This window comes from Pseudomonas capeferrum, assembly GCF_013523055.1.
GTDB lineage: Bacteria > Pseudomonadota > Gammaproteobacteria > Pseudomonadales > Pseudomonadaceae > Aquipseudomonas > Aquipseudomonas capeferrum_A.
Genome location: NZ_JAAMQM010000013.1, coordinates 92,444 through 117,661, shown reverse-complemented (window position 1 = coordinate 117,661; position 25,218 = coordinate 92,444). Strand labels below are relative to the sequence as shown.

At 63.4% G+C, this 25,218-nt stretch carries 25 protein-coding genes and 3 pseudogenes; 22 read left to right on the top strand and 6 right to left on the bottom strand.

Features of this window, described 5'->3' with window-relative positions; translation table 11 throughout:
• From G7009_RS16165 to G7009_RS16100, 14 genes are all read left to right on the top strand, one after another.
• Positions 1–645 carry a SurA N-terminal domain-containing protein gene (locus G7009_RS16165; protein ID WP_181131062.1) on the top strand — a complete coding sequence of 215 codons (645 nt, stop codon included), beginning with the start codon at positions 1–3 and terminating at the stop codon, positions 643–645.
• Positions 646–908: 263 nt separating this feature from the next.
• Positions 909–1,442 carry a response regulator gene (locus G7009_RS16160; RefSeq protein ID WP_181131061.1) on the top strand — a complete coding sequence of 178 codons (534 nt, stop codon included), beginning with the start codon at positions 909–911 and terminating at the stop codon, positions 1,440–1,442.
• 68 nt (positions 1,443–1,510) lie between these two features.
• A complete protein-coding gene (locus G7009_RS16155) occupies positions 1,511–3,199 on the top strand; it encodes a GspE/PulE family protein (protein WP_181131060.1) in 1,689 nt (562 codons plus the stop codon).
• Positions 3,180–3,962: a hypothetical protein gene (locus G7009_RS16150; protein ID WP_181131059.1), complete on the top strand. Its 783-nt coding sequence runs from the start codon at positions 3,180–3,182 to the stop codon at positions 3,960–3,962. Before G7009_RS16155 ends, G7009_RS16150 begins: the two co-directional genes overlap by 20 nt.
• Before the next feature lies 1 nt (position 3,963).
• Complete coding sequence (locus G7009_RS16145; RefSeq protein WP_181131058.1) at positions 3,964–4,506, top strand: PilN domain-containing protein; 543 nt, start codon at positions 3,964–3,966, stop codon at positions 4,504–4,506.
• On the top strand, positions 4,493–5,044 hold the full coding sequence (gene pilO / locus G7009_RS16140; protein WP_181131057.1) for a type 4a pilus biogenesis protein PilO: 552 nt from the start codon (positions 4,493–4,495) through the stop codon (positions 5,042–5,044). The genes G7009_RS16145 and pilO overlap by 14 nt, the downstream gene beginning before the upstream one ends.
• A complete protein-coding gene (locus tag G7009_RS16135) occupies positions 5,044–5,541 on the top strand; it encodes a hypothetical protein (protein WP_181131056.1) in 498 nt (165 codons plus the stop codon). Before pilO ends, G7009_RS16135 begins: the two co-directional genes overlap by 1 nt.
• Positions 5,538–7,355 (top strand): secretin N-terminal domain-containing protein, encoded by a 1,818-nt coding sequence (locus G7009_RS16130; protein ID WP_181131055.1) that lies wholly within the window; start codon positions 5,538–5,540, stop codon positions 7,353–7,355. The genes G7009_RS16135 and G7009_RS16130 overlap by 4 nt, the downstream gene beginning before the upstream one ends.
• Positions 7,356–7,369: 14 nt before the next feature.
• The gene (locus tag G7009_RS16125) at positions 7,370–7,831 is read left to right on the top strand and encodes a prepilin-type N-terminal cleavage/methylation domain-containing protein (RefSeq protein WP_181131054.1); all 462 of its coding nucleotides are present in this window, start codon (positions 7,370–7,372) and stop codon (positions 7,829–7,831) included.
• 5 nt (positions 7,832–7,836) lie between these two features.
• Positions 7,837–8,211 carry a type II secretion system protein gene (locus G7009_RS16120; protein WP_181131053.1) on the top strand — a complete coding sequence of 125 codons (375 nt, stop codon included), beginning with the start codon at positions 7,837–7,839 and terminating at the stop codon, positions 8,209–8,211.
• Positions 8,186–8,713, top strand: a complete 528-nt coding sequence (locus G7009_RS16115; RefSeq protein WP_181131052.1) for a type II secretion system protein — start codon at positions 8,186–8,188, stop codon at positions 8,711–8,713. The genes G7009_RS16120 and G7009_RS16115 overlap by 26 nt, the downstream gene beginning before the upstream one ends.
• Positions 8,710–9,111, top strand: coding sequence for a curli production assembly/transport protein CsgE (csgE, locus tag G7009_RS16110; protein ID WP_181131051.1), 402 nt, complete (start codon positions 8,710–8,712; stop codon positions 9,109–9,111). Before G7009_RS16115 ends, csgE begins: the two co-directional genes overlap by 4 nt.
• Positions 9,108–9,527 (top strand): curli assembly protein CsgF, encoded by a 420-nt coding sequence (locus tag G7009_RS16105; protein WP_181131050.1) that lies wholly within the window; start codon positions 9,108–9,110, stop codon positions 9,525–9,527. The genes csgE and G7009_RS16105 overlap by 4 nt, the downstream gene beginning before the upstream one ends.
• A 28-nt stretch (positions 9,528–9,555) precedes the next feature.
• On the top strand, positions 9,556–10,398 hold the full coding sequence (locus G7009_RS16100; RefSeq protein WP_181131049.1) for a CsgG/HfaB family protein: 843 nt from the start codon (positions 9,556–9,558) through the stop codon (positions 10,396–10,398).
• 319 nt (positions 10,399–10,717) lie between these two features.
• Here G7009_RS16100 and alkB read toward each other — a convergent pair whose 3' ends face one another.
• The gene (gene alkB / locus G7009_RS16095; protein ID WP_181131048.1) at positions 10,718–11,362 is read right to left on the bottom strand and encodes a DNA oxidative demethylase AlkB; all 645 of its coding nucleotides are present in this window, start codon (positions 11,360–11,362) and stop codon (positions 10,718–10,720) included.
• Positions 11,363–11,581: 219 nt separating this feature from the next.
• Positions 11,582–12,121 (bottom strand): annotated as a pseudogene (locus tag G7009_RS16090) (LysR substrate-binding domain-containing protein); the annotation flags it as partial.
• Here G7009_RS16090 and G7009_RS16085 point away from each other — a divergent pair.
• The 4 genes and pseudogenes from G7009_RS16085 to G7009_RS16070 all read left to right on the top strand — a co-directional run.
• A pseudogene (locus G7009_RS16085) lies at positions 12,121–12,944 on the top strand (MFS transporter); the annotation flags it as partial. The pseudogenes G7009_RS16090 and G7009_RS16085 sit on opposite strands and share 1 nt — an antisense overlap.
• 1,972 nt (positions 12,945–14,916) lie before the next feature.
• Positions 14,917–15,228: a hypothetical protein gene (locus G7009_RS16080; protein WP_181131047.1), complete on the top strand. Its 312-nt coding sequence runs from the start codon at positions 14,917–14,919 to the stop codon at positions 15,226–15,228.
• Positions 15,229–15,665: 437 nt separating this feature from the next.
• Positions 15,666–16,844: an MFS transporter gene (locus G7009_RS16075; protein ID WP_181131046.1), complete on the top strand. Its 1,179-nt coding sequence runs from the start codon at positions 15,666–15,668 to the stop codon at positions 16,842–16,844.
• A 574-nt stretch (positions 16,845–17,418) separates the two neighbouring features.
• On the top strand, positions 17,419–17,781 hold the full coding sequence (locus G7009_RS16070; protein WP_181131045.1) for a GNAT family N-acetyltransferase: 363 nt from the start codon (positions 17,419–17,421) through the stop codon (positions 17,779–17,781).
• A 185-nt stretch (positions 17,782–17,966) separates the two neighbouring features.
• Here G7009_RS16070 and G7009_RS16065 read toward each other — a convergent pair whose 3' ends face one another.
• Positions 17,967–18,335, bottom strand: a complete 369-nt coding sequence (locus tag G7009_RS16065; protein WP_181131044.1) for a hypothetical protein — start codon at positions 18,333–18,335, stop codon at positions 17,967–17,969.
• 405 nt (positions 18,336–18,740) lie between these two features.
• Between G7009_RS16065 and G7009_RS28040 the strand changes: the two genes are divergently transcribed.
• Positions 18,741–19,004 carry a GNAT family N-acetyltransferase gene (locus G7009_RS28040; RefSeq protein WP_308813330.1) on the top strand — a complete coding sequence of 88 codons (264 nt, stop codon included), beginning with the start codon at positions 18,741–18,743 and terminating at the stop codon, positions 19,002–19,004.
• Between the two features lie 83 nt (positions 19,005–19,087).
• Here the strand turns inward: G7009_RS28040 and G7009_RS16055 are convergent.
• Positions 19,088–19,944, bottom strand: a pseudogene (locus G7009_RS16055) (tyramine oxidase subunit B); the annotation flags it as partial.
• A gap of 178 nt (positions 19,945–20,122) precedes the next feature.
• The gene (locus tag G7009_RS16050) at positions 20,123–21,148 is read right to left on the bottom strand and encodes an MsnO8 family LLM class oxidoreductase (RefSeq protein ID WP_181131043.1); all 1,026 of its coding nucleotides are present in this window, start codon (positions 21,146–21,148) and stop codon (positions 20,123–20,125) included.
• Between the two features lie 309 nt (positions 21,149–21,457).
• On the opposite strand from G7009_RS16050, the gene G7009_RS16045 reads away from it, so the two are divergent.
• The 3 genes from G7009_RS16045 (at position 21,458) to hpaR (ending at position 24,284) form a co-directional block, all read left to right on the top strand.
• Positions 21,458–22,627: a p-hydroxyphenylacetate 3-hydroxylase oxygenase component gene (locus G7009_RS16045; RefSeq protein ID WP_181131042.1), complete on the top strand. Its 1,170-nt coding sequence runs from the start codon at positions 21,458–21,460 to the stop codon at positions 22,625–22,627.
• A gap of 70 nt (positions 22,628–22,697) precedes the next feature.
• Positions 22,698–23,654 (top strand): p-hydroxyphenylacetate 3-hydroxylase reductase component, encoded by a 957-nt coding sequence (locus tag G7009_RS16040; protein ID WP_181131041.1) that lies wholly within the window; start codon positions 22,698–22,700, stop codon positions 23,652–23,654.
• Between the two features lie 207 nt (positions 23,655–23,861).
• The gene (gene hpaR, locus G7009_RS16035; RefSeq protein ID WP_181131040.1) at positions 23,862–24,284 is read left to right on the top strand and encodes a homoprotocatechuate degradation operon regulator HpaR; all 423 of its coding nucleotides are present in this window, start codon (positions 23,862–23,864) and stop codon (positions 24,282–24,284) included.
• A gap of 129 nt (positions 24,285–24,413) precedes the next feature.
• On the opposite strand, the gene hpaI is transcribed toward hpaR, so the two are convergent.
• Positions 24,414–25,217: a 4-hydroxy-2-oxoheptanedioate aldolase gene (gene hpaI, locus G7009_RS16030; RefSeq protein ID WP_181131039.1), complete on the bottom strand. Its 804-nt coding sequence runs from the start codon at positions 25,215–25,217 to the stop codon at positions 24,414–24,416.
• Between the last annotated feature and the right edge of the window lies 1 nt (position 25,218).

Below are 25,218 nucleotides of genomic sequence, written 5' to 3'. Positions count from 1 at the left end.
ATGCCAATCCTGCTGCTTTGCCTGATGTTGGGCCTCGTGCCCCTGGGGTGGGCCGATGACATGCCCGTGGCCCGGGTCAATGGTGTGCAGATCAGCGTGCTACGCCTGGAGCGTTATTTCGCCGAATACCTGCAGGCCCAGGGCAGGGCGGTGGCGAGCATCCGCAGCCCCAGCCTGTACCGACACCTGCGCGAGCAGGCCTTGGACGAACTGATCGACAAAGAGCTGCTCTGGCAAGAGGCCCAGCGGCGCGGCGTGCAGGTCAGTGATGCCACGCTCGACGCGTACCTGACGCAGCTGGAACAGGTGTTCGGCGACCCAGCGGTGTTCGAGCGGCGCCTGGCCGAAGCGGGCTTCGATAGGGCAGCCTTTGCCGACTACACTCGTCACGAAATGGCGGCGCAGCAGGTGTATACCGAGCTTACGGCGATCGAGCCACCGACCGACGCACAGGTCCAGGCCTATTACCAGGCGAACCGCGAAAGACTGGTCGCCAGGACGAACCAAAGTGATAGCGCTTTGGTCGAACAGGAACGCGGCCTGGTCTTGGCTCGGACAGCGCTCGTCAATCGGCTGCGGAGCGAGGCGCGCCAAGCCGTGCGACAGCAACTGCGCGAAACGGCGCAGGTGCAACGGGGTGGTTGAGCCTGATCGGTCCGATGCGACGAAGCGGGCATTGAACCTCACGGCATTGATTCCCCAACAATGGGTCCCGGTGCAGGGGCATTGTGCCATCATTCCCCGTTTCTGGGGGCAGCGCAGTAATGGGACATGGATAGCACGTCCAGCCAAAACAACGACTTACAGTGGTGCTAAATGAGTGATCAAGCCTGGCACGAAGCCTGCTCAAGCCTCTACAAGGCCGCACTTCGCAGACCGGGAAACCGGGCAGTTCTTGGGAGTCGACCTTGGTGAACAGAGTATTGGTAGTCGATGACGAGCGGACCCTTGCACAGAACCTGCAGGCTTACCTGCAGGTACAAGGCCTGGACGTCCATGTTGCCCACGACGGTGCCGCTGGCATCGGCCAGGCCGAAGACCTGGCACCGGACGTGATCGTGCTGGATTATCGTTTGCCCGACATGGAGGGGTTTCAGGTCCTGGAGACCGTACGCCAGAACAGGAACTGTCATTTCGTGCTGATCACCGCCCACCCGACCGTCGAGGTCCGTGAGCGGGCCGCCGAGCTGGGTGTCAGCCATGTCCTGTTCAAGCCGTTCCCGATGGCGGAGCTGGCGCGCGCGGTATTCGACCTGATGGGCATCGAGCGCCAGCACCAGGCAGCGGACAGCAAGGCCGAGGGTTTCGTCGAGCGACGCCAGAGGAACCACGAATCGTTCCCCTTGCAGTTGTACGATGGCAGCTGGGTCCTGGCCGACCGCCGACGCAATGGCGCCAAGCCCCCCGAACCTGACGACGACCGACTGCTCACCGGGGAATAACGGCGCCCGCAGCCACCCCGGCCTTACCGAGCCAGCCTGCGACGCGCCCCCGAACGGAGTCGCAGGCCATGTCCACAGTGTCTGTCCCAGCCACCCAGGCCCTACTGCCGGGGTACCCTCGCGAATTGCTGGCCCAGGCTCGCGGCCAGGCCGGCAGCGAGCGCTTGCTCGCCTGTCTCGAGCGCCTCAGTGGCGATGGCGCCGATATCTTTGCCCAACGCCTGGGCATCACCCTTCATTACCCGGTACTCGACAGCCAGACGCTGTTCGCCAGCCGCCCGTTGTTCGAACGGATCAGCCTCGCTCAGTGCCTGAAACGCGAATTCGTCCTGGTCGAGGATGCCGGGCAGGTCATCGGTGTGTTCGCCGATCCCTTCGACATCACCCGGCTGGCCTGGATCGATGACAGCCTGGGAGACGCGCCGCTGTTCCTCGCGCATCCCGCCGAGCTGGCGGCTTTCCTGGCCCGACATGAAGAAAGCTTTCACGCCGTCGATTCACTGGGCCACGACGCCGAGCCCGGGGCCGAGGCCGACGCCCTGCAGAGCCTGTCGCTGGCGAGCATCAGCGAGGACCAGAGCCGCGTGGTCAAGCTGGTCAACTCGACCCTCTATGACGCCCTGAAGATGCACGCCAGTGATATCCATCTGGGCATGACCGGCGGTGGCCTGGTGATCAAGTACCGCATCGACGGGGTGCTCAATGGCGCCGGCAAAGCCAGTGGCGCCGCGTTCGCCGACCAGGTGATCTCGCGGATCAAGGTCATGGCAGAGCTGGACATCGGCGAAAAGCGCGTGCCCCAGGATGGACGTTTCAAGGTCGCCATCAGCGGTCGGCAGATCGATTTTCGTGTCTCCATCATGCCGAGCATCTTCGGCGAGGATGCGGTGCTGCGGGTGCTCGACAAGCAGGACCTGGCCGATCGAGCCAACGGCGTGCGTCTGCAGGCCCTGGGTTTCGAGGGCCAGACCCTGCGCAACCTGCGCCGGCTGGCGGCCGAGCCCTACGGCATGATCCTGGTCACCGGGCCGACCGGCAGCGGCAAGACCACCACCCTCTACGCCATGATCAGCGAGATCAACCACGGCACCGACAAGATCATCACCATCGAGGACCCGGTCGAATACCAGCTGCCCGGGGTGCTGCAGATTCCGGTCAATGAAAAGAAAGGCCTGACCTTCGCCCGTGGCCTGCGCTCGATCCTGCGGCATGACCCGGACAAGATCCTGGTCGGCGAGATCCGCGATCCGGATACCGCGCAGATCGCCGTGCAATCGGCGCTGACCGGGCACCTGGTGTTCACCACCATCCACGCCAACAACGTCTTCGATGTGATCGGCCGCTTCAGCCAGATGCAGGTCGACCCCTATAGCTTCGTCTCCGCGCTCAACGCAGTGCTGGCCCAGCGCCTGATCCGTCTGGCCTGCGGCCACTGCGTCAGCGACTGCGAGGCGGACGACGAGCTGTTGCAGGCTTCGGGGTTGAACCGCGAGGCCGTGCAGGGCTGGCGTTTCGTGCGGGTCCAAGGCTGTGGCCAATGCCGCGGCAGCGGCTATCGCGGACGTACCGCCATCGCCGAGCTGCTGCACCTGGACGACGACCTGCGGCAGATGATCGTCGAACGCCGTCCTTTGTCGCAGATCAAGGCCGCGGCTTGCCAGCGCGGCCTGCGCCTGCTTCGCAGCAGCGCCCTGGACCTGGTCCGCGAGGGCCGTACCACGCTTGAGGAGATCAACCGTGTCACATTTATCGCCTGATCGTTATTGTGCCGTGCTCGGCGCCGACGGGGTTGGCCTGGGTCGCTGGCATCGCCGCGAACACCAGTGGCTGGGCAGCCGCGCCTTTGCCTGCGATGGGGCGCGACCGGCCTGGGCCGCGGCCTTGGAGACCTTGCGCGTTCTGCTGGATGAGTTCGGCGTACAAAAAGCCCAACTGCGCGTCTTGCTGTCGGCCCGCTACAGCCGCTTTTGCCTGGTGCCCTGGAGCGACGCCATCGGCCATCCCCAGGAGCTGCAGGGGTACGCCCGGGCCTGTTTCGAAAACCTCTATGGCCAGCCCTTGGACGACTGGCGCATCGTGTTGTCGCCAGGGCCGGCCGGTGCCGCGCGCATCGCCACGGCCTTGCCCGAAGCACTGCTGCAAGGGCTGCAGGCGCTGGGCAAGGAAAGCCACCTCAACCTGCGCTCCGTACAGCCTTACCTGATGGCCGCATTCAACCGTTGCTCGACACAACTGGGCAAGGGCGATTTTCTCTTCGTCCTCGCCGAACCTCGGCGCAGCGTCTTGCTGCTGGCCGCCGGTGGCGCCTGGCAGCAGGTTCTGGCCCAAGGCTGCGCCGACAGCGACCAGGCCTTGCAAGCGCTGATCGAGCGGACCTGCGAGTTGTATGGCGAGCATCTGCCACGGGTCTACCTGCATGCCCCCGGCCGCCAGGACCTGCCAAGCCTGCCAGCCGTGCAGTTGTGCCAACAAGCCACTGACGCGGACCCTCTGTGCGCCATGTGGCGAGCGGTGGCCTGAGGTGCGTTGCCTCGACCTGGAGTTCCAGCCGCGGCGCAGCGGCGTGCTGGGGTGGGCTGTGCTCGCCATCGGCTGCGCACTGCTGGTGGCGGTGCTGGCGGCCCTCTACCTGCTGCAAGGGGAACAGGTCGAGCGGGAGGCGTCCTTGCATCGGCTGGAGCAGCAACTGGGACGACGTCCCGCCAGCAATGTGGCGCGCAACAGTGCCGCGAGTCGCGAGCAGGCCGAACACCTGGCGCAGATGCGTCACGTCTCGCAGCAGCTGCAACGGCCATGGGAGCAACTGTTCGCCATGCTGGAAGCGTTGCCCCAAGAGGACGTCGCGCTGCTGACCCTGACCCCGGACGCCCGCAAGGGCCAGGTGCGTATCGCGGCCGAAGCGCGCAGCCTCGAGGCGATGCTGCGCTTCCATCAGCGGCTGGAAAGCAGTGGCGAGCTGCGCGATGTCTCGCTGCTCAACCACGAGATCGTCGCCAAGCAACCCGAACATCCGGTGCAGTTCAATTTGTCCGCGACCTGGGAGACAGGCCATGCGCGTCCCTAGCCTGATTCTCCACGAACACGCTCGGCGCCTGGGGCGCGTCGGCCTGGCCACGGTCTTGCTGCTGCTAGCGACCTTGGTCCTGGGCCTGGCCGTGCTGCTGCCGCAGTGGCTGGTCGTGCGCGAGCTGCGGGCGGCCGAGACGGATGCCAGGGTTCAGGTCGGGCGCCTGGAGCGGGGCGAGCTGAAGGTGTCGATCCAGCCGGAGCAACAAGCCATCGACAGCCTGCGTCGGCAACTGCCCGGGCAGCCCCAGGCCACCGAACTGATCGACCGTCTGTACCGCCTGGCCAGCGCCGAGCGCATCAGCCTGGCCCGTGGCGAGTACGCCCTGGGTGTCGATCCCAAGACCCAACTGGCGCGCTATCAGATCGTCCTGCCGGTACGCGGCAGCTATCCGCAGATCCGCGGTTTTCTGCAATCGCTGCTCGGCCAGTTGCCCACCCTGGTGCTGGAAGACCTGGAACTGCAGCGCAAGCGCATCGGCGACAGCGAGCTGACCGGCCGCCTGCGCATGACCCTTTACCTGTCGAGGTCGTGATGAACAGTCAACGGGCAATGATGTGGATCGGTTTTCTCGGCCTCAGCGCGGCCCTGGCCTGGGCACCCGGCCACTGGGTCGGCCAGCCACCCGCTGACAGCGTGACGACGCAGGGGGTCAAGGTTCCGACCAGGACGGTCGACCAGGCGCGGAGCGTGCCTGCCGTGGCGCCCCGTGCCGCGACGCGCGACCTGTTCCCCAGCCAGCGCTGGAGCGCGGCGCCGACCCTGGCCAAAGTCACCGAGCAGCCAGTGGCGGTCGCCCCGGTCATCGCGGCGCCTGCCGCGCCGGTGCTGCCGTTCCAGTTCGTCGGGCGCCTGGACGATCGCCTGGACCAGCAAGTCTTCCTGCAGGACGGCGAAAAGCTCTATGTCGTGCGCCAGGGCGACGTGATCGAGGATACCTACCGGATCGAGCAGATCTCCGCCACGGAGCTGAGCCTGGTCTACCTGCCTTTGCACCTGTCCCAGACCCTGTCTGTCGGGAGCGCTCCATGAAGCCATCGAAGTTGTGCAAGCCCGCCCCATTCGTACTCCTGGCCTTGTGCGTGGCCCTCGCCGGCTGCGGTTCCAACGCCGCGCGCAAGGACGGCCAGGCGCTGATCGGCGAAGGTCAGTACGAAGCCGGCATTGCCGTACTGGAACAGGCGCTGCGCGATGATCCGCGAAATACCGAGCTCAATATCGCCCTGGCCCACGGTCGCCAGGCCTCGGTCGAGGCACTCCTGGCCCAGGCCGACAGCGACCGTTCACGTCACGATTTTCCAGGCGCCCGGATGGGCTACGGGCGTGTACTGATCCTGGAACCGAACAACCGTCGGGCCCAGGAAGGGGTACGTCAGATCGAGATGATCCGCAACCTCGACGAGCGCGTGGCGATGGGCCAGGCGGCGTTGCGCCAGGGCGACCTGTTCGGCGCCGAGCGCCATGCGCGCGATGTGCTGCGCCTGGACCCGCAGAACCAGGGCGGCCTGGCGCTGCGGCGTGACACCGAGACCGTCCAGGCGCGTACCTCGCAGCCGTACCCGCAATTGCGCAGCAAGCTGGAGCGGCCCGTGACCCTGGAATTCCGCGATGCCAATCTCAAGACCATCTTCGAGGTGCTGTCGCAGGTCGCCGGGCTCAATTTCATCTTCGACAAGGACCTGCGCCCCGACATGAAGGCCACCATCTTCGTGCGCGAGGTGCGCATCGAGCACGCCGTGGCCTTGCTGCTGGAGCAGAACCAGCTGCACCAGAAGATCGTCAACGACAACACCCTGCTGATCTACCCGGATTCGCCGCAGAAGACCAAGGATTACCAGGAACTGGTCATGCGCACCTTCTACCTGACCAGCATCGACGCCAATACCGCGCTGAACATGGTCAAGACCATGCTCAAGACCCGCGACATATTCGTCGACGAGCGGCTCAACACCCTGACCATGCGCGACACTCCGGATGCCGTGCGCATGGCCGAGAAACTGTTGCAATCCCAGGACCAGTCCAACCCGGAAGTGGTGCTGGAGGTGGAGGTGATGGAAGTGGCCCGTTCGCGCATCCTCGAACTCGGATTGCAGTGGCCCAATACCTTCGGCGTGGTCAATGGCGATGGCACCGGCGTGACCCTCCTCGACCAGCTGCGCGGCATCAACTCCGGACGGATCAGCATGTCGCCGTCGCCGCAGGCCAAGATCAATGCCCAGGACAACGACATTAACACCCTGGCCAGCCCGGTGATCAGGGTCAGCAACCGCGAGCAGGCGCGCATCCACATCGGCCAGCGGGTGCCGATCATCAGCGCCACTTCGGTGCCTTCGACCCAGGGGCCGGTGATCACCGAGAGCGTCACCTACCTGGATGTCGGTCTCAAGCTCGAGGTGCAGCCGGTGGTGCACCTGAACAACGAGGTGGCGATCAAGATCGCGCTGGAGGTAAGCAACGCCACGCCGTTGGAACCGACTCGCCAGGGCACCATTCCGGTCCAGGTCGACACGCGCAACGCCCAGACCAGCCTGCGCCTGCACGACGGCGAGACGCAGATACTCGCCGGGCTGGTGCGCAACGACCATGGCGCCAGTGGCAACAAGATCCCTGTACTGGGCGATATACCGGGGCTGGGGCGGCTGTTCGGCAGCAACAAGGACAACATGAGCAATTCCGAGCTGGTCCTCTCGATCACCCCGCGCATCGTGCGCAACCTGCCATACCAGAGCCCGTCGGACATGGAGTTCGAAACCGGTACCGAAACCAGCATGCAGATCCGCCGTCAGGCGCCGATCGAGCTGCCGAGCGAGCCGGTGGCGGTCGCGCCTTCGGGGCGGGGCCTGTAGCCATGAGACGGCGCATGAGTGGCTTCAGCCTGATCGAAGTGGTGCTGACCCTGGCGCTGCTGGGCTTGCTCGCCTCGATGGCCGCGCCGCTCACCGAGACCGTGGTACGCCGTGGCAAGGAGCAGCAGTTGCGCGAAGCCCTGTACCAGATCCGCGATGGCATCGATGCGTACAAGCGCGCGTTCGATGCCGGCTACATCGAGAAGCGCCTCAATGCCAGCGGCTACCCGCCGAGCTTGCAGGTGCTGGTGGAGGGTGTGCGTGACGTGCGCAGCGCCAAGGGCGCCAAGTTCTACTTCCTGCGGCGCATCCCTCACGACCCGCTGCGGGCGGTCGAGGAGGATGACGGAGGCGGCTGGGGCCTGCGCAGCTACGACAGCAGCGCGGACAACCCACGTGACGGTGAAGATGTGTATGACGTGTACTCCCTGGCCCGCGGCAAGGGGCTCAACGGCATTCCCTACGGACAATGGTGACGCTGATGAAAGGCAGTCGTGGTTTCACCCTGATCGAGTTGCTGGTGGTCATGGCGATCATCGCCACCCTCATGACCATCGCCATGCCGCGCTACTTCAACAGCCTGGAGGCGTCCCGCGAGGCGTCGTTGCGCCAGAGCCTGGCGGTGCTGCGCGAAGCGCTCGACCACTATTACGGTGATACCGGCCAGTATCCCGAGTCCCTCGAGCAGTTGGTCGAGCAGCGTTACCTGCGCAATACGCCGGTTGATCCCGTCACCGAGCGCAATGACGCCTGGCAGCTGGTTTCACCCCCCGAGGGCGTGGCCGGTGGCGTGGCCGATATCAAGAGCGGTGCAACCGGGAGGGCGCGCGATGGCAGCCTCTATGCCGAGTGGTAATGCCGCCGAGGCGGGCTTTACCTACCTGGGCGTGCTGTTTCTGATCGCGGTGAGCGGCATGGCACTGGCGGCCTCTGGCACGCTCTGGTCGACCAGCGCGCTGCGCGAGCGTGAACGCCAGTTGCTGTGGGTCGGCGGGCAATACGCCCAGGCCTTGCGCAGCTACTACCGGGCCTCTCCAGGGCTTGCCCAGTACCCGCAGGACCTCGCCGAGCTGCTGGAGGACAACCGTTTTCCGTCGCCGCAGCGACACATTCGTCGGCTCTACCCCGACCCGATCGAGGGCGAGGCGTGGGGCCTGCTGCGCTCCATCGACGGTCGCATCACCGGCATCTACAGTCGCTCCAGTGCCGTACCCCTCAAGCGCAGCGGCTTCGCCGCGCAGTGGTCCGGGTTCGAAGGGCTCGAGCACTACAGCGATTGGCAGTTCGTCGCCGAACAGGCTTTCGCCGAAGCGGCCACCGACGCACGTCGGCACCTCGGCCCGGGAGACGCACCATGAGCCTGCCTCGCGTGATTGCCGTCCTGGCCTTGAGCCTGATGCTGGCCCTGGGGCCGGCGCGAGCCGCTACCGAAGACGAGATGATGGGCTTCATCGTCGACAACACCATTTCGCACATCGGCCACAACTTCTACTACGAGTTCACCGACCGCCTGCGCGCCACCAGCCGCCTGGATTTCAACCTGGTGGTGAACGAGCGACCGGATGCGCGCTGGGGCAGCCTGGTGTCCGTCGAATACGAACGCGAGGTGTTGTACCGCCGCTTCCTGCCGCCCAACACCACGCAACTCAAAGACGAGGCCGTCGCGGCCGCCGACCTGGTCAAGCAACTGATCATCGAGCGCAAGTTGCAACGAATGCTGCAGGACACCACCGATCTGGAGAGGGACGAGCTATGAGCATTGATATTCCCCGCGGTCTCGCCGTCGGCCTGTTGGTCGTCGTCTGCGCGGGTCCGGCCCTGGCCACCGAGCTGGTGTACACCCCGGTCAACCCGGCTTTTGGCGGCAACCCGCTCAACGGCGCCTGGCTGCTGAACAACGCCCAGGCGCAGAACGACTACGACGACCCGGACCTCAAGAGTCGGGCGTCGGCCTTTGCCGGCACTTCGGCTCTGGAACGCTTCACCAACCAGCTGGAATCACGACTGCTGTCGCAGCTTCTGGACACCATCAACAACGGCAACACCGGCAGCTTGGCCACGGATGCCTTCCTGATCGATGTCATCGATGATTCGGGTGCCTTGAGCATTCAGGTCACCGACCGCGCCACCGGCGAAATTTCGATCATCGAGGTCAGCGGCCTGAACCCCTGAGAGGGACGGGTCAATGGGGAGAGACACCATGAAACGCTTGCTGAGCACATTGCTGATCCTCGCCGCCCTGCAAGGCTGCGCCAGTCGAGAACCCATGCCTGCCGAACACGACAGCGAGACGCCGACCCTGACGCCACGCGCCTCGACCTACTACGACCTGCTCAAGATGCCCAGGCCCAAGGGCCGGCTGATGGCCGTGGTGTATGGGTTCCGCGACCAGACCGGGCAGTACAAGCCGAACCCGGCAAGCTCCTTCTCCACCAGCGTTACCCAAGGGGCCGCGAGCATGTTGATGGATGCGCTCAATGCCAGTGGCTGGTTCGTCGTGCTCGAGCGCGAAGGGCTGCAGAATCTGCTGACCGAGCGCAAGATCATTCGTGCTTCGCAGAGAAAGCCCGACACCCCAGCCAACATCCAGGACGAGCTGCCGCCCTTGCAAGCGGCCAACCTCATGCTCGAGGGCGGCATCATTGCCTACGACACCAACGTGCGCAGTGGGGGGGAGGGCGCGCGCTACCTGGGCATCGATATCTCTCGGGAGTACCGGATCGACCAGGTCACGGTCAACCTGCGCGCCGTCGACGTGCGGACCGGGCAGGTGCTGGCCAACGTCATGACCAGCAAGACCATCTATTCGGTGGGTCGTAGCGCGGGGGTATTCAAGTTCATCGAATTCAAGAAGCTGCTGGAAGCCGAGGTCGGGTATACCACCAACGAGCCGGCGCAGTTGTGCGTGCTGTCGGCGATCGAGTCGGCGGTGGGGCACCTGCTGGCGCAGGGGATCGAACGGCGGTTGTGGCAGGCGGCGGGGAATGGAGCGGGGGACAAGGCGATGGTGGACAAGTATCTGGGGCAGTATCAGCAGCCTTGAGGTAGACGTTTTGGGTGGTACTACATCGATGTTTCCACCGCTATCGGGTTGGTTGGGCTGAATTCATTGCCAGGCGACCCCTTCGGGCTCGATCGCAGGACAAGCCAGCTCGCCACCGGCTAGCGGTGCACACAAATTTGCTAGCGAGCCCATGTTTTGCCACATAGGCGTGAGCTGCCGCTAACCGGTGGCGAGCTGGCTTGTCCTGCGATCGAGCCCGAAGGGGTCGCCTGGCAATGCAGATAGTCCAGTTACCAAGCTAGAGGAGGAAACGCGATACCTACTGGTTGCCTCAACCCTCTTGGTCATACCCCCCGCATCACCCCGCCTTGCGCAACGTCAGGTTGATACGCCGCTCCCCCAACCGCGGATGAACGCCAGGCTTTACCGGCAATACCCCATGAAACCGCAACCGATCCTCCCCACCCCAGACCAGAACATCCCCATGACTCAACGGAATGCGCTGCGTGCGTTCGCCACGGCTCGACCCACCGAACAAAAATAGCGCCGGCAATCCAAGGGAGATCGACACGATCGGCTGGCTGAAATCATGTTCGTCACGATCCTGATGCAGGCTCAGGCGATTCCCTGGCAGGTAATGGTTGATCAGGCAGGCATCGGGCTCGAACCGCTCGAACCCGGCAGCCGCCGCCGCACGGCCGGCGATGCCGAACAGCACGGGTGGCAGGCCGGGCCAGGGCTTGCCGGTCATGGGGTCGATCGGATCGTAGCGATAGCCCTTTTCGTCGCTGACCCAGCCCAGCGCGCCGCAATTGCTCAACGCCACCGCCATGCGTAACCCGCCCGGCGTCTGCATGTGGCGAAACGGCGAGGCGCGCAGCACCGGGCGCAAGGCGTCGAGCACGGCCTCCACTTCGCTCAGGACGAAACCAGGCAGCAACACGGTGTGGCTGGCAAGACGCTGCGGTTGGGAGCCGAACAGGTCGAGGTCGGACTGGATCATGATTTGCCGTCCGGCAGGGTGATGGCCATCAATACCGTATGGTACAAGCCAGCGGGACTGTCGGCAAAGAGCGCTGGGCACGGCGTCAGGCATCGATCGATCATGACACGCATGCTTGCCAGGGTATTGCTGTCGTGGACACTCTGTGTCGAAGCCCGCGGGCTCGCAGGGGTCGCATCCAACACCCCCTTGGCAGGCGTCGACCGTTGGAAGCACTGGTTACCCCACACGGCCATGAGGTGCCAGCCGTTCTTGCAGATAATCGAGCAAGGTACTGACTTTCGGTAATGCCTCACGCGCTTTCAACCACACCAGGTTCATCGGCAGACCCTCGGTGGCGAGTTCCGGCAATACCTCGACCAGCCTGCCTTCGTCCAGATGCCGCTGCACGAGCCAGGTCGGCAGTTGGGCAATGCCGTAACCTTCGAGCGTGGCCGACACTTCGCCTTCTCCATCGCCTACCGCGATCCTCGGATGCACCACTCTGCGCTCCTGATCGCCCGGTTGGCGGCCCTTGAAGAACCATGGGCCCACCTGCCCATCCGCTTGGCCATAGGCAATGCAGTGGTGCGTTTCCAGCTCCGCGATGGCGGCAGGGAACCCGTGCTCGGCGAGGTAACGCGGCGCGGCGCAGAAGACCAGGCGCTGGGCGCCGATGTACCGACGTCCCAGTGCCGCGGGCCAGGCGTCGCCCTCGCCGATGCGCACGACGATATCGATACCTTCATGGACAGGATCGACGAAGCGATCGGAAAAGGATCTGGGTCATGGCCGTGGCGCGGTTCATCCCCGCGCTCGGCTTGCCGGTGTTCTGGGGACCGCGAGTGAAACGGCGAGTCAATTGGCCGGTCCGGGCCAGTCCGGCAAGGCCGTATCGCGCGTTTACCTGGGGATTTCTGCGGCCCTGGTGTTCGGCGTTTCGCTGGGCACCGTCGCGGCGGATACCCTGGGCTAGCGCGGCTGCTTCTGGGTCCTGGCGGCCATCTCGCTGGTCATCGCCGGGCTGATGCAATTGTGCATGCCGACGCTGCCCTCGTCGCCGGCCAGGGCCAAAGGTGGGAAACAGAACGATATTCTCAAGCAGCCACGCTTCCTTGCCCATGTGTTGCTGTCGGTCCTGACCTTCACCGCCATGTTCACGGCCTACACCTACCTGGCGGATATCCTCCAGAGTTTGGCAGGCGTCGGGCCCAGCCAGGTCGGCTGGTGGCTCATGGGCTTCGGCGCCGTCGGCATGCTAGGCAACCAGTGGGGCGGCAAGTGGGTGGACCGCAGCCCCTTGGGCGCGATGGTGTTCTTCCTGGTGCTGCTGGGTATCGGCATGACCGCCGCCGTGCCGTTGGCGGGGCAGCACGCTTGGCTCATCGGCGCTCTGGTGCTCTGGGGTGTCGCCTACACGGCACTGTTCCCGGTGTGCCAAGTGCGAGTCATGCAGGCAGGCGCTCAGGCGCAGGCGCTGGCCGCTACCCTGAACATCTCGGCGGCCAATGCTGGTATCGGCCTGGGCGCGATCCTCGGTGGGCTGGGCATCGGCCATCTGGGGCTCGGTGCATTGGGCTGGATTGCCACGGCTATCTGGTAGTAAAAATTCCTCACTCGCCGCTATCGCGCAGAGAGCAAGGCCTGCAAGGGCAGTGCATCTCTTGTGGGAGCGGGTTCACCCGCGAACACCGGCGAAGCCGGTGCCAGATACCGCGGTGCCTGCTTCGCGGGTAAACCCGCTCCCACAATGATCTGCTGAATCAATGAGATAAAGGTTGTTTCATGCGGCGCTGGCCGTCCTCCTGGCGCTGGCGATGATGCGTAGCCACTGATCTCTGTGGTGAGAAGAGGTGCCACTAGGCCGCTCAGTCGGGTGTACACACCGGCAGCCGATGCCCATCGGGGTCCGGCGCCACGAAGGTAAGACGGACGCCGCGTGTGCCGGGCTGGATTCCCACAACCATCTGATAATAAAAATTCTTCCCTCGCCGCTAACGCGCACGGAGCAAGGCCTGCAAGAGCAGTGCATATCTTGTGGGAGCGGGTTCACCCGCGAACACCGGCGAAGCCGGTGCCAGATACCGCGGTGCCTGCTTCGCGGGTAAACCCGCTCCCACAATGATCTGCTGAATCAATGAGATAGCGATTGTTTCATGCGGCGCTGGCCGTCTTCTGGCGCTGGCGATGATGCGTAGCCGCTGATCCCTGTGGTGAGAAGAGGTGCCACTAGGCCGCTCAGTCGGGTGTACACACCGGCAGCCGATGCCCATCGGGATCCAGCGCCACGAAGGTAAGACGGACGCCGCGTGTGCCGGGCTGGATTCCCACAACCATCTGATAATAAAAATTCTTCCCTCGCCGCTAACGCGCAGAGAGCAAGGCCTGCAAGGGCAGTGCATCTCTTGTGGGAGCGGGTTTACCCGCGAACACCGGCGAAGCCGGTGCCAGATACCGCGGTGCCTGCTTCGCGGGTAAACCCGCTCCCACAATGATCTGCTGAATCAATGAGATAAAGTTGTTCATGCGGCGCTGGCCGTCCACCTGGCGCTGGCGATGATGCGTAGTCGCTGACCCTGCGGTGAGAAGCTGTGCCACTAGGCCGCTCAGTCGGGTGTACACACCCGCAGCCGATGCCCATCGGGGTCCAGCGCCACGAAGGTAAGACGGACGCCGCGTGTGTCGGGCTGGATTGCCACGGCCATCTGGTAGTAAAAATTCCTCACTCGCCGCTATCGCGCAGAGAGCAAGGCCTGCAAGGGCAGTGCATCTCTTGTGGGAGCGGGTTCACCCGCGAACACCGGCGAAGCCGGTGCCAGATACCGCGGTGCCTGCTTCGCGGGTAAACCCGCTCCCACAATGATCTGCTGAATCAATGAGATAAGGGCTGTTTCATGCGGCGCTGGCCGTCCTCCTGGCGCTGGCGATGATGCGTAGCCGCTGATCCCTGCGGTGAGAAGATGTGCCACTGGGCCGCTCAGTCGGGTATACACACCCGCAGCCGAGGCCCATCGGGGTCCGACGCCACGAAGGTAAGGCCGAACACCGCGTGTGCGAGCGAGCATCGAGCTGACAGTCGGCTCGAGCTTGCCCCCGAGCAGGTCGGCATTGAGCATGGTTGTTCGATGACCAGGCCCGCCGCGCTCCACTCGTCGTGGAGGTGGCGGACCTGTTCGTCATCTTCCACCAGCAGACCCAGCTCGCCACGGTGGTCTTGTTCTCCCGAGACGAAATCCCTGGCGCTTGCCGACCACAAGCCCAAGCTCAGTCCGTTACCGAGCGATCAGGCGACATAGTCGGAAAGGCTGACGAAGCGCTTCGCTTGAGCAATTGCTCGTAGAAAAGACGGCTGCGCTCTGGGTCTTCGACGTACAGCAGGATGAGGTTAGGCGTGTGCATGGGAAGCAGTGGCGTGGAGCGGGGCGGGATGTGCGATACGCCCAGGTCCGGACTGGCAAAACCCTGGGATCGGGCTGAGCGCTTTACCCAACCTTTACCGATCGTGGACATCCGCTTACGCGAAATCGGTGTTTCATACACCCATGGCGAACCTGAACAGCGCCAGAGGAGACACCATGATTTCGACAATGACCAAGACCCTCATCCTGTCCGCTTGCCTTCTGGTCGCAGGCGTGACATCGGCCAACCCGCGGCCTGTAATGGTGCCCGTCGTGTCCGCGCCAGCCCATGAGCATCGCGCTCACCCTCATGGCCACCCGACACCACCTCGTCACGTGGTGCGCCACCAACCTGTGGCATACGTGGTGGCCAAGCCAAGGCACGAGATTCGCCGGTTCGATCCGCCGTCGCGTGGCCATGTGGAGCGACACCATGGCAAGGCCCATGCACATGGCTTCGATCATCGTCGCGGCGAGAGTCGCAGGTAAGAGAGCAGCAGGAGTCGCAGGCCTGAAGGGTGGCGGCGGTGCTTACACGGAAGTGGGAGCCAGGGGTGAAAAGTCGCTCCTGGCGTCCAATGTCATCTGGCCGACTTTCTTTGACGCCGATGGCCCTGTCGCGGGACAAGCCCGCTCGCCACTGATGCTCGGCGCGCTCCGGTGGCGAGCGGGCTTGTCCCGCGACAGGGCCATCGGCTTCCCAGGAGATCTGAAAGCGTAAGACCAAGCCCCAGCCACTAAAAGTCGATGACTATCCCTAACTCGCTGGCATTACCCTTTATGCCTCTTCAATGCCGATCCATCCTCCAATCGAGGACGATGCGTACCGCCTCATGTCTTCTGCCATGAGCTCATGCTCAACCGCTATTTGACCTGTCGGTCAACATTGTCTAGGGTGGCGGGCTTGATTCCTGCTCGAGATATCCATGACGAACCGCTCTAAACTGCCCTCCACGGTCTATCTGCTGGGCCTGACGATCTTCTCGCTGGTCACCGCCGAATTCATGATCGCGGGCATGATGCCGGCCCTGGCCGATGCCTTTTCGGTAAGCCTGGCCCAGGTCGGTAACCTCATCGCCTTCTATGCCTTGGGCATGGCCCTCGGCGGCCCACCCGTCACGGTCCTGCTATTGGCGCGCGGCATCGGCAGCAAACAGGCGCTGGTGGGACTTCTTTTTGTCTATGTGGCAGCCGGGGCACTGGCAGCCGCGGCGCCAAGCTACGCCGTGCTGGTCCTGGCGCGCATCCTGATGGGCGTGGCCAGCGCCGCCTGCATCGGCCTGTGCATGACCCTCTGCGCCGGCCTGGTCGTTCTCCAGTCACGGGGCAGGGCGATGTCGGTGGTACTGGCCGGGCTGATGCTCTCACCTGTCGCCGGGGTGCCCATGACCGCCTGGGTCGAACAGCATTTCGGCTGGCGCGCCAGCTCCTGGCTGGTGGTAGGGCTGGCCCTGATCTGTACCGCACTGACGGCCTTGCGCTTGCCCAAGGACGAAGCGACGAGCGCGCCCGCGCTGGCTCGGCAATGGGCGACCTTGCACAATCGCAGCCTCTGGGGCGCCTACCTCACCAGCGGCCTGATCATCGGCGCTACCTTCGCCGCCTTCAGCTACTGCACGCCAATCCTGATCCAGGAAGTAGGCGTGGCTCCGGGTCAGGTCGCGCCTTTGCTGGCGCTGTATGGCGTGGCGAACCTGCTGGGCAACATGCTGGTGGGACGCATCGCCGATCGGCATACCATCCCCGCGCTGGGCTGGGGTCTGGCCTTGATGGTCCTGGCGCTGGGCGGCTTTGCCCTGGCCGGCGATGCGCGCTGGTTGAACCTCACCTGCTTCATCGCCCTCGGGCTGACCGGTGTAGCCTTGAATCCAGCGATGGTCGCGCGCGTAATGAAAGCCGCCGAGCCGGGGGCGCTGGTCAATACGCTGCACACTTCAGTGATTACCGCGGGGTTGGCCCTAGGCAGTTGGGCGGGAGGGACGGTGATCGATGCTGGTCTTGGCTTGCGTGCGCCGTTGTGGGTGGGGGCGGGGATGGCCTTGTTGGGGCTGCTTAGCCTGGCTCGGCCCCTGGTTGCGCGGCGTGTGGTAGGGAAGTGTGCTTGAGTGGCGTGATGGCTGTCATGCGCATGCCATTGGATTTTCGGCGCTCTTGAGATCGAGCGCCGCCCGCGCGGCGCTTCGCCCGGTATCTGTCATGGTATTTTCAGCGCCCTCGGGATCGAGCACCGCCCGCGCGGCGCTTCGCGGGTAAATCGCATCGGCGAACCGCCGCTCCCACATTTGTTGCACCGTGCCATGGCCTGTGAGATTGGAGTTGTCAGCCTTGGTGTATGGCTAAAGACTGCATCAAGGCTGTTGTTGGCACCTCATTATCCTTGCCATACAAACAAAGGCTAAGACCTCGGTCTATCAGGCCATGGCACGGTGCAACAAATGTGGGAGCGGCGGTTCGCCGATGCGATTTACCCGCGAAGCGCCGCGCGGGCGGCGCTCGATCCCGAGGGCGCTGAAAATACCATGACAGGCACCGCGCGAAGCGCCGCGCGGGCAGCGCTCGATCTCAAGAGCGCTGAAGATCTACCGACATGCACCGCGCGAAGCGCCGCGCGGGCGGCGCTCGAGCTCAAAAGCGCTGAAAATCCACCGACATGCCCTAAAAACTGCATCTGGCCGGTTCATGTACTGGAGATCGAAGGCCAGATCGCAGGTTCTGCCGAAGCCTATCCGGAGAGCTTTTGCCGTCCCGGAGATAGCGACACGTCGGTATCTCGGCATGCAGGTCACGCGGGATTTTCGCCGCCGCGGCTATGGCGCCGCACTGCTTGGCGCCGTTGTCGATCATTGCAGGGAGGCGGGATTCGCTTGCATCCAACTCACCGTATTGAAATCGAACAGCGCCGCGCGATCGCTGTACGACAAGGTCGGCTTCGTCTGGCTTGAGGATCTGCCGCCTTGCACCTTGGCGTCCAGGGTGGCGGACCAACCTGAAAGAATGCGACTGCCGCTGGACTCGACCAAGAATAATGGCGTAATCGAGTGAACGCGAACGATCAGGCGATTTGAAACGGATGCTATTGGATAGCCACAACCATCGTGTCAGTTGACCATGCTGCATTCTCAGACGGGTACAAGGGACTCTCCCGAGAATGCAGAAGATCACCGACGCGATAGCGGTTGAAACCCTGCTATGAGCAGTTCCGAGGTAATCCGCCCCGCGATTGAGGCTTAACCGCCTCCTGCCCCTCCATTGACATCGCCAGGGCTATTGCCACCTGTCTCACCGGAACCGTTCGTTCCCACCCCGGGCGCGCTCTTGCCGCGATCCGTCGCATCACCGCCGGTAGCGGAGGTGTCGTTACCGCCCTTGCCGCCAGTGCTCTCCCGGCTTTGGCCGTGGCTGGGCGCGGTGTCCTTGCCGCTACCGTCGCCGGTGTCGGCTCCTTCCTCGGGGCCATTGGCATTGCCGGGAACCTGGCTGGTTTCCGGGGAATTGCTGTGACCGGTACCGTCCATATCGGTATCGGCGAAGCTCATGGGTGCCACAACGCCGAGGCACAAGGCCAGGGCCAGATGAAATGGACGAATACCGTACATGGCGCATCTCCTGCGTAGGTTGTCGTTATACGTTGGGTCTCGAAAATGGATGATCGTGCGCTCGACGCGACAAGCGGAGCCAGCTGGGTGGCGGACCTCTGCTTCCCAAGAGTCGCGTCCGATCAATACGGGGTCATAACGCCGTTTACTTGCCAGGGCGCGATGCCGTCATGCTTCGCGATACCTATCCAGGGAAGAGACGCATGCAAATGAAATCCGCGTCGCCACTGTGCAGGACATAGAACAACTGTTTGATATCCGTACCAGCGTCACCCAGAACGCTCTGACCCGGGACGAGATGACGAAAATGGGCATAACCACCGAGACGCTGACCGAAGCCATCGCGCAGGGCCTTGTGCGTGGATGGCGCAGTGAATGATGTTGCCGTGGGCTTCGCCATGATCGATGCGGCACGGGCAGAGGTGTTCGCCGTGTTCGTACGGCCCGCTTTCGAAGGGGCTGGGCATTGGTCGACAGTTATTGAAGAGGGCGGAACAGGCACTCTTCATCCAGCGTGACCGTATCAGTCCGGTGACCGACGGCAGCGAGGAAATCAGGGCGAACGGCTTCTATCGTCGGCTAGGGTGGGAGCGTGTCGGAAGAGTGGACGAAAGGGACGTGAAGTATGAAAAGCAGCGTCCACGCAGTGTCGGTCCAGCCCAGCTCTGATCCCTGTAGGGATCACAATCGCAGCCGCGGTCGGCGCGTAGTTGAAACCGAGAAAAAAGGATGCCCTGTGATTCTCATACGTCCCATTGAGGCGAGTGAATGGCGTATTTACCGTGACTTACGGCTACGGGCCTTTCTTCGTCGTTGAGCCGGCCACGCGCATCACCGCAAGTGATCTTGCCGATATCTTTCATCTGCTCGGGGTGCAGCTTGCCTTCGACGATCATGTCCATGAAGCGCACGCCGATGACGGGCACGTGATGGTGCGCGGGCTTGGGTAACTCCTCGTATCACGCTTGATACAGCTCGCGTTGTCCACGACCTTGCGAATATCCGCCTGCCCCATCGCTTCATCGATGTTGCACGGTGCGGGCATCGCCAGGAAGGCGCCTGGCTTGACCCACTCGCGGCGCACGATCGGGTAGGTTTCCGGGTTGCCCACTTCGCCGGAGCTGCAGTAGGTCACCAGGTCGGAATCGCGAATCACTTGCTCGAGGGTGTCGACGATCTGGATGTGGACGATCTGCGGATAAGGTGTCTTCACCCATTCGATGAACGCGTCGAGACTCTTCTGTCCGCGTCCCTTGATCTTGATCGTGTCGATCAACGGGCAGACGGCCATGAAGGCAGCGACGGTGGTCTTGCCCATCACGCCAGGGCCGAGCAGGCCGATGACCTTGGAATCCTTGCGCGCCAGATGCCGCGCGCCGACGCCTGGAATGGCGCCGGTACGGTAGGCCGACAGCAGGTTCGCCGACAGGTGCGCCAACGGAGCACCGGTGTCTGCGTCGTTCAAGGTGAACATGAGAATCGAACGTGGCAGGCCCTTTTCCCGGTTGGCGATGTTCGAGCCGTACCATTTGGCACCCGCGGTACCGAAGCTGCCGCCCAGGTAGGCCGGCATCGCCATCATGCGATGGTCGGTGGTGGGCTTGGGCATTTCAAGGTGTCACTCCAGGGTTGCGCCGGAACCGGCGCCGAATTCAAGCCGGGGGTTGTCGTGGTCACCGCGGCCAGGGTCAATTCCTTGCCGAGATGCCAAGGCAAGTACCATGGATTGTTCCTGCCATGGCCTTGAGGGGCCGAGCTGTCTGGCAAAGGAGTGCGAGTCGGCTCGGTCATCGCCCCACTGCCAACTCGAGTGCCTCGGCAAGCAGCCGGTAGCTCCTGACCCTGTGCTCGAAGGCATGGGTGACAGTGACAATTCCAATCTCCTCGCACTCGAACATGTGGGCCAGTTCCATCAGTTGCTGCCTGCAGGTCTGCGGGGATCCGACGATCATGTCCGCCAGGGTTTCATCGAATTCGCGGCGCAGCTGCGAGTTCATGCGCGCATAGTGGGCGCGTACATCCGCCGGGCTCGCCAACGCTTCCCGAGGCTGCTTGCCCGCCATCATTTTCCGGTAGACCGCTGTGCCGGCAATGAACTGTGCCTGCTCGTCGGTCTCGGCGCAGATCACGGCGACGGCCAGAAGGCGCGGCGGCGCGGCCTTGCAGCCCGCACGCGCCCAAGCCTGGGCATGATGCTCGAAGATGGCCGGTGAGCAACTGCGTGGGGCGATGAACCTGGCCAAGGCCAGGCCCATGCCCAGTTGCCCCGCAAGGCCTGAACTGCCGCCACCGGAGCCAAGCATCCACAGGGACGGTCGCGTGTCGTCGTCGACCGGGCAGGCGAGCGCGGCATACGGGTGGCTAGGCGGGAAATCGCCGCGCAGGAAGGCGCACAGTTCCGCCGCCTGTTGTGGGAAATGGTCGTGGCTGGCGGGAGCCGTCGGTGCTGCGAGCGCGACCGAGCTCAGGTGGCTGCCGCCGGGCGCGCGTCCGATGCCCAGATCTATGCGTCCAGGGAACAACGCGCCCAGCAGGGCGAACGTCTCCGCGACCTTGTAAGGGCTGTAGTGGGTGAGCATCACGCCGCCGCTGCCGATTCGCATGTGTCGGGTAGCCCCCGCGATGGCCGTGAGCAGGATCTCGGGTGCGGCACCGGCAAACTGGATGCTGTCATGGTGCTCGGCGAGCCAGTAGCGGTGGTAACCCAAGGCGTCGCAGTGCACCGCCAGTTCCAGGGAGGCGGCCGGAGCGGCCAGTGCGGCACGGTCCGCGTGTATAGGGGTCTGGTCTATGACAGCCAGTCGCAAGGTCATTGAAGGCTTCCGTTTCGCAATGGGGGGGCAGGGCACATCTAATTAGTGTCGATGTTAACGTTTTGTTGGCACGATTGCCTGGTTCGGAGCGATCAACACATCCGTCAGCGCGTCACCACTGCAGAAGCGCTTGGAGGTCGAGCCTATGAAAAGTGCAATTTTCCATCCGTAACGTGCATTTCACCGCTATCTGGCACGTCACATACTGAGCCGGTCTTCACGAGATTCTGGCTGTCTTGCGTCACGATGCCTGCTTGGCAACGGAACCTGTAGCGCCAGGACTGGTTACCAATAATAAAGAGACTGCCCATGAAAAAGCCAAACCCGCTGCTGGAAGATCTGAAGTCCATCCTGCCGGCCATCGCAGCCAATGCATTCGAAGCGGAGAAGGAGCGCAGCGTCCCCGCCTCCAATATTGCCTTGTTGAAAGGTATCGGCATGCACCGTGCCTTCCTCCCCAAGAAATTCGGCGGCATGGAGATCTCCCTCCCTGAGTTTGCCGATTGCATTGCCCTGCTGGCCGGGTCCTGTGCCAGTACTGCCTGGGCCATGAGCCTGCTGTGTACCCACAGCCACCAGTTGGCGATGTTCTCGCCCAAGCTGCAGGACGAAGTGTGGGGCACGGACCCGGACGCGACCGCCAGCAGCAGCATTGCGCCCTTCGGTCGTACCGAGGAAGTGCAGGGCGGCGTGACCTTCAGCGGAGAAATGGGCTGGAGCTCGGGCTGCGACCACGCGGAGTGGGCCATCATGGGCTTTCGTCGCAAGAATGCCGAAGGCACTCAGGACTACTGCTTTGCGGTTCTTCCCCGTAGCGACTACGAAATCCGCGACGATTGGTACGCCGTCGGGATGCGGGGCAGCGGCAGCAAGACGCTGATCGTCGAGAATGCCTTCGTGCCCGAGCACCGCATCCAGAAAGCCAGGGACATGATGGAAGGCAAGTCCGCAGGTTTCGGCTTGTATCCGGACAGCAAGATTTTCTACTCTCCTTATCGTCCCTATTTCGCCAGCGGCTTTTCCACCGTCGGCCTGGGTATCGCCGAGCGTATGCTCGAAGTGTTCCGCGAGAAGACCAAGAATCGCGTGCGTGCCTACACTGGCGCAGCGGTAGGCGCAGCCACCCCGGCCCTGATGCGCCTGGCGGAGTCCACGCACCAGGTGGCGGCCGCGCGTGCCTTGCTCGAGCACAGCTGGAACGAGATCGCCGAGCACAGCGAACGTCACCAGTATCCCTCCCGTACCACACTGGCTTTCTGGCGTACCAATCAGGGTTATGCGACCAAGATGTGCATTCAGGCCGTCGATCGCCTGATGGAGGCCTCGGGCGGTGGTGCCTGGTTCGAGACCAACGAGATGCAGCGACTGTTCCGTGACGCGCACCTGACCGGCGCCCACGCCTATACCGACTACGACGTCTGCGCGCAGATTCTCGGTCGCGAACTGATGGGCCTGGAGCCGGACCCGTCGATGGTCTGAGGTCCCATACCGACCATTCGCACACACAAAAACAATGAGAGCAGGTCGCCGGCCTGCTCGGGAGTTCTGCATGCCTGTTGAAACCGCCGTTGAAACCGCCACTGTCCCTGTCTTCGATACTCGCGCATTCCGTCGTGCCTTGGGCAACTTTGCCACGGGCGTCACCGTTATCACCGCAGCTGGGCCGGATGGTCGTCAAGTGGGTGTGACCGCCAACAGCTTCAACTCGGTGTCCCTGGATCCGCCGCTGATCCTGTGGAGCATCGACAAGCGCTCCACCAGTCATGCGGTGTTCGATGAAGCGTCCCATTTTGCCGTGAACATCCTGGCGGCCGACCAGATCGACCTGTCGAACAATTTCGCCCGGCCCAAGGATGATCGCTTCGCCGCGATCCACTACGAAGCCGGTGAGGGTAATGCGCCCCTGCTCAGCGACTGTTCCGCCCGCTTCCAGTGCGAAAAGTTCCAGCAGCTCGATGGTGGCGATCACTGGATCCTGGTGGGCAAGGTCATGGCGTTCGATGACTTCGGCCGATCGCCGTTGCTGTATCACCAGGGTGCCTACTCCATGGTGCTGCCGCACACCCGCCTGACCAAGCGCGAAGAAGGCCAGCCGCCGAGCAGCAATTTCCAGGGACGTCTGAGTCACAACCTCTACTACTTGATGACCCAGGCCGTGCGTGCCTATCAGGCCAGCTATCAACCTCGCCAGCTTTGCACCGGGCTGCGTACCAGTGAAGCACGCATGCTGATGGTGCTGGAGAGCGACGCCGGCCTGGCTTTGGCCGACCTGCAGCGCGAAGTCGCCATGCCTGCGCGCGAGATCGAGGAGGCGGTGGCCAACCTCAAGCGCAAGGGGCTGGTGAGCGATGAGGGTGATCGTGTTCGCCTTACCGTCAAGGGTGTGGATGAAACCGAGGCGTTGTGGACGATCGCTCATGAGCAGCAGGAAAAGGTGTTTGGTCAGTTCAGCGATGAGCAGGTGGAGACCTTCAAGACGGTACTGAAGGCGGTCATTCAGAGCTGAACGAGTGAGCGGCACCGTCCTTGATTCGCAGAGCAAGGTCTCCAGTCAATTCAGCGAGGGCCTGTAAGAGCTTCGGGGCTGTGTTGAAAGCAGCCATCCAGAGCTCGATCAATACCTGGCAAGAACAGCGGCGCCTCTCGTGGCGCCGTCTATCGTCCTGAAGCATGCTATCTTGTTAATCTGTTAACTAATTAATGGCTCGGTTCCATGCCCACGCATCGGCGGTCGCTGACACTCGATTTGCTCCAGGCGCGCGAAGCAGCGATGAAGTTCTTCCGTCCTTCCCTCAACGAACACGGCCTGACCGAGCAGCAGTGGCGGATCATCCGTATCCTGCACCAGCAAGGCGAGCTGGAGATGAATAGGCTGGCCGATCTTGCGTGCATCCTCAAGCCAAGCATGACCGGCGTACTCTCGCGCATGGAGACGCAGGGCTTCGTCGGCCGACGCAAGGTGGCGCACGATCAGCGTCTGGTGCTGGTGTTCCTGACGGATCAGGGGCTGGCGTGCTTCGAGGCCATGAGCGGTTGCATGGAGCAGAATTACCAGCAGCTGCAGGCACGGTTTGGTGAGATGAAGCTGCAGCAATTGCTGGGGTTGCTGGGAGAATTGCGGGGGTTGAAGCGTTGAGGGAAGTGGCGTCCGAGTAGGAGATTCTATGTGCATGGAATCAGTGGGGGGCTTCCCATGCACCATAGAGTCTCTTGAACGGCTGCGTCGTGTTTGCGGCCGTTCGCCGTTCTGTCAGAGCACCTTCCGTTAATACACGCCGCCGCTCGGGATTTCGGCAGGGGGCGTGTCCTTGAACTTGCTCGCCAGCGCCTGCAGGCCGCGCATGAGCACGGTCGTATCGACCCCAACCGCAACGAATGCAGCGCCCAGCTCGATGTAGCGCCGCGCCAGCCTCTCGTCGGCGCTGAGGATGCCAGCGGCCTTGCCAGCCTTCTGGATCTGCACGATGGCCTGTTCGATGGCGGCCTGCACCTCCGGATGCCCGGGGTTGCCACGGTGACCCATGGCGGCGCTGAGGTCCGCGGGACCTATGAATACGCCATCCACGCCCTCGACTGCGGCGATGGCGTCCAGATTGGCCAAGCCTTCACGGTTTTCGATCTGTACCAGCAGGCACACCTGCTCGTCCGCCTTGTCCAGATAGCCAGGGATGCTGTTCCAGCGTGAGGCGCGAGCCAGCGCACTGCCCACCCCGCGAACGCCCTTGGGCGGGTAATGGACGGCCTTGACCAACTGGCGAGCCTGTTCGGCACTTTCGACCATTGGCACCAGCAAGGTCTGCGCACCGATATCCAGGACCTGCTTGATCAAGGCGGTATCCCCGATCACAGGGCGAATCACCGGATGGCCAGGGTAGGGCGCGACGGCCTGGAGCTGCGAGAGCATCCCACGCAGGTCGTTGGGTGCGTGTTCGCCGTCGATGAGCAGCCAGTCGAAACCGGCATTGGCGGCCAGTTCGGCGCAGTAGGCGTCCGCCAGGCCGAGCCACAGGCCAATCTGCGCCTCACCGCTGCGCAAGCGTTGCTTGAAATGATTGACAGGCATGTCCATG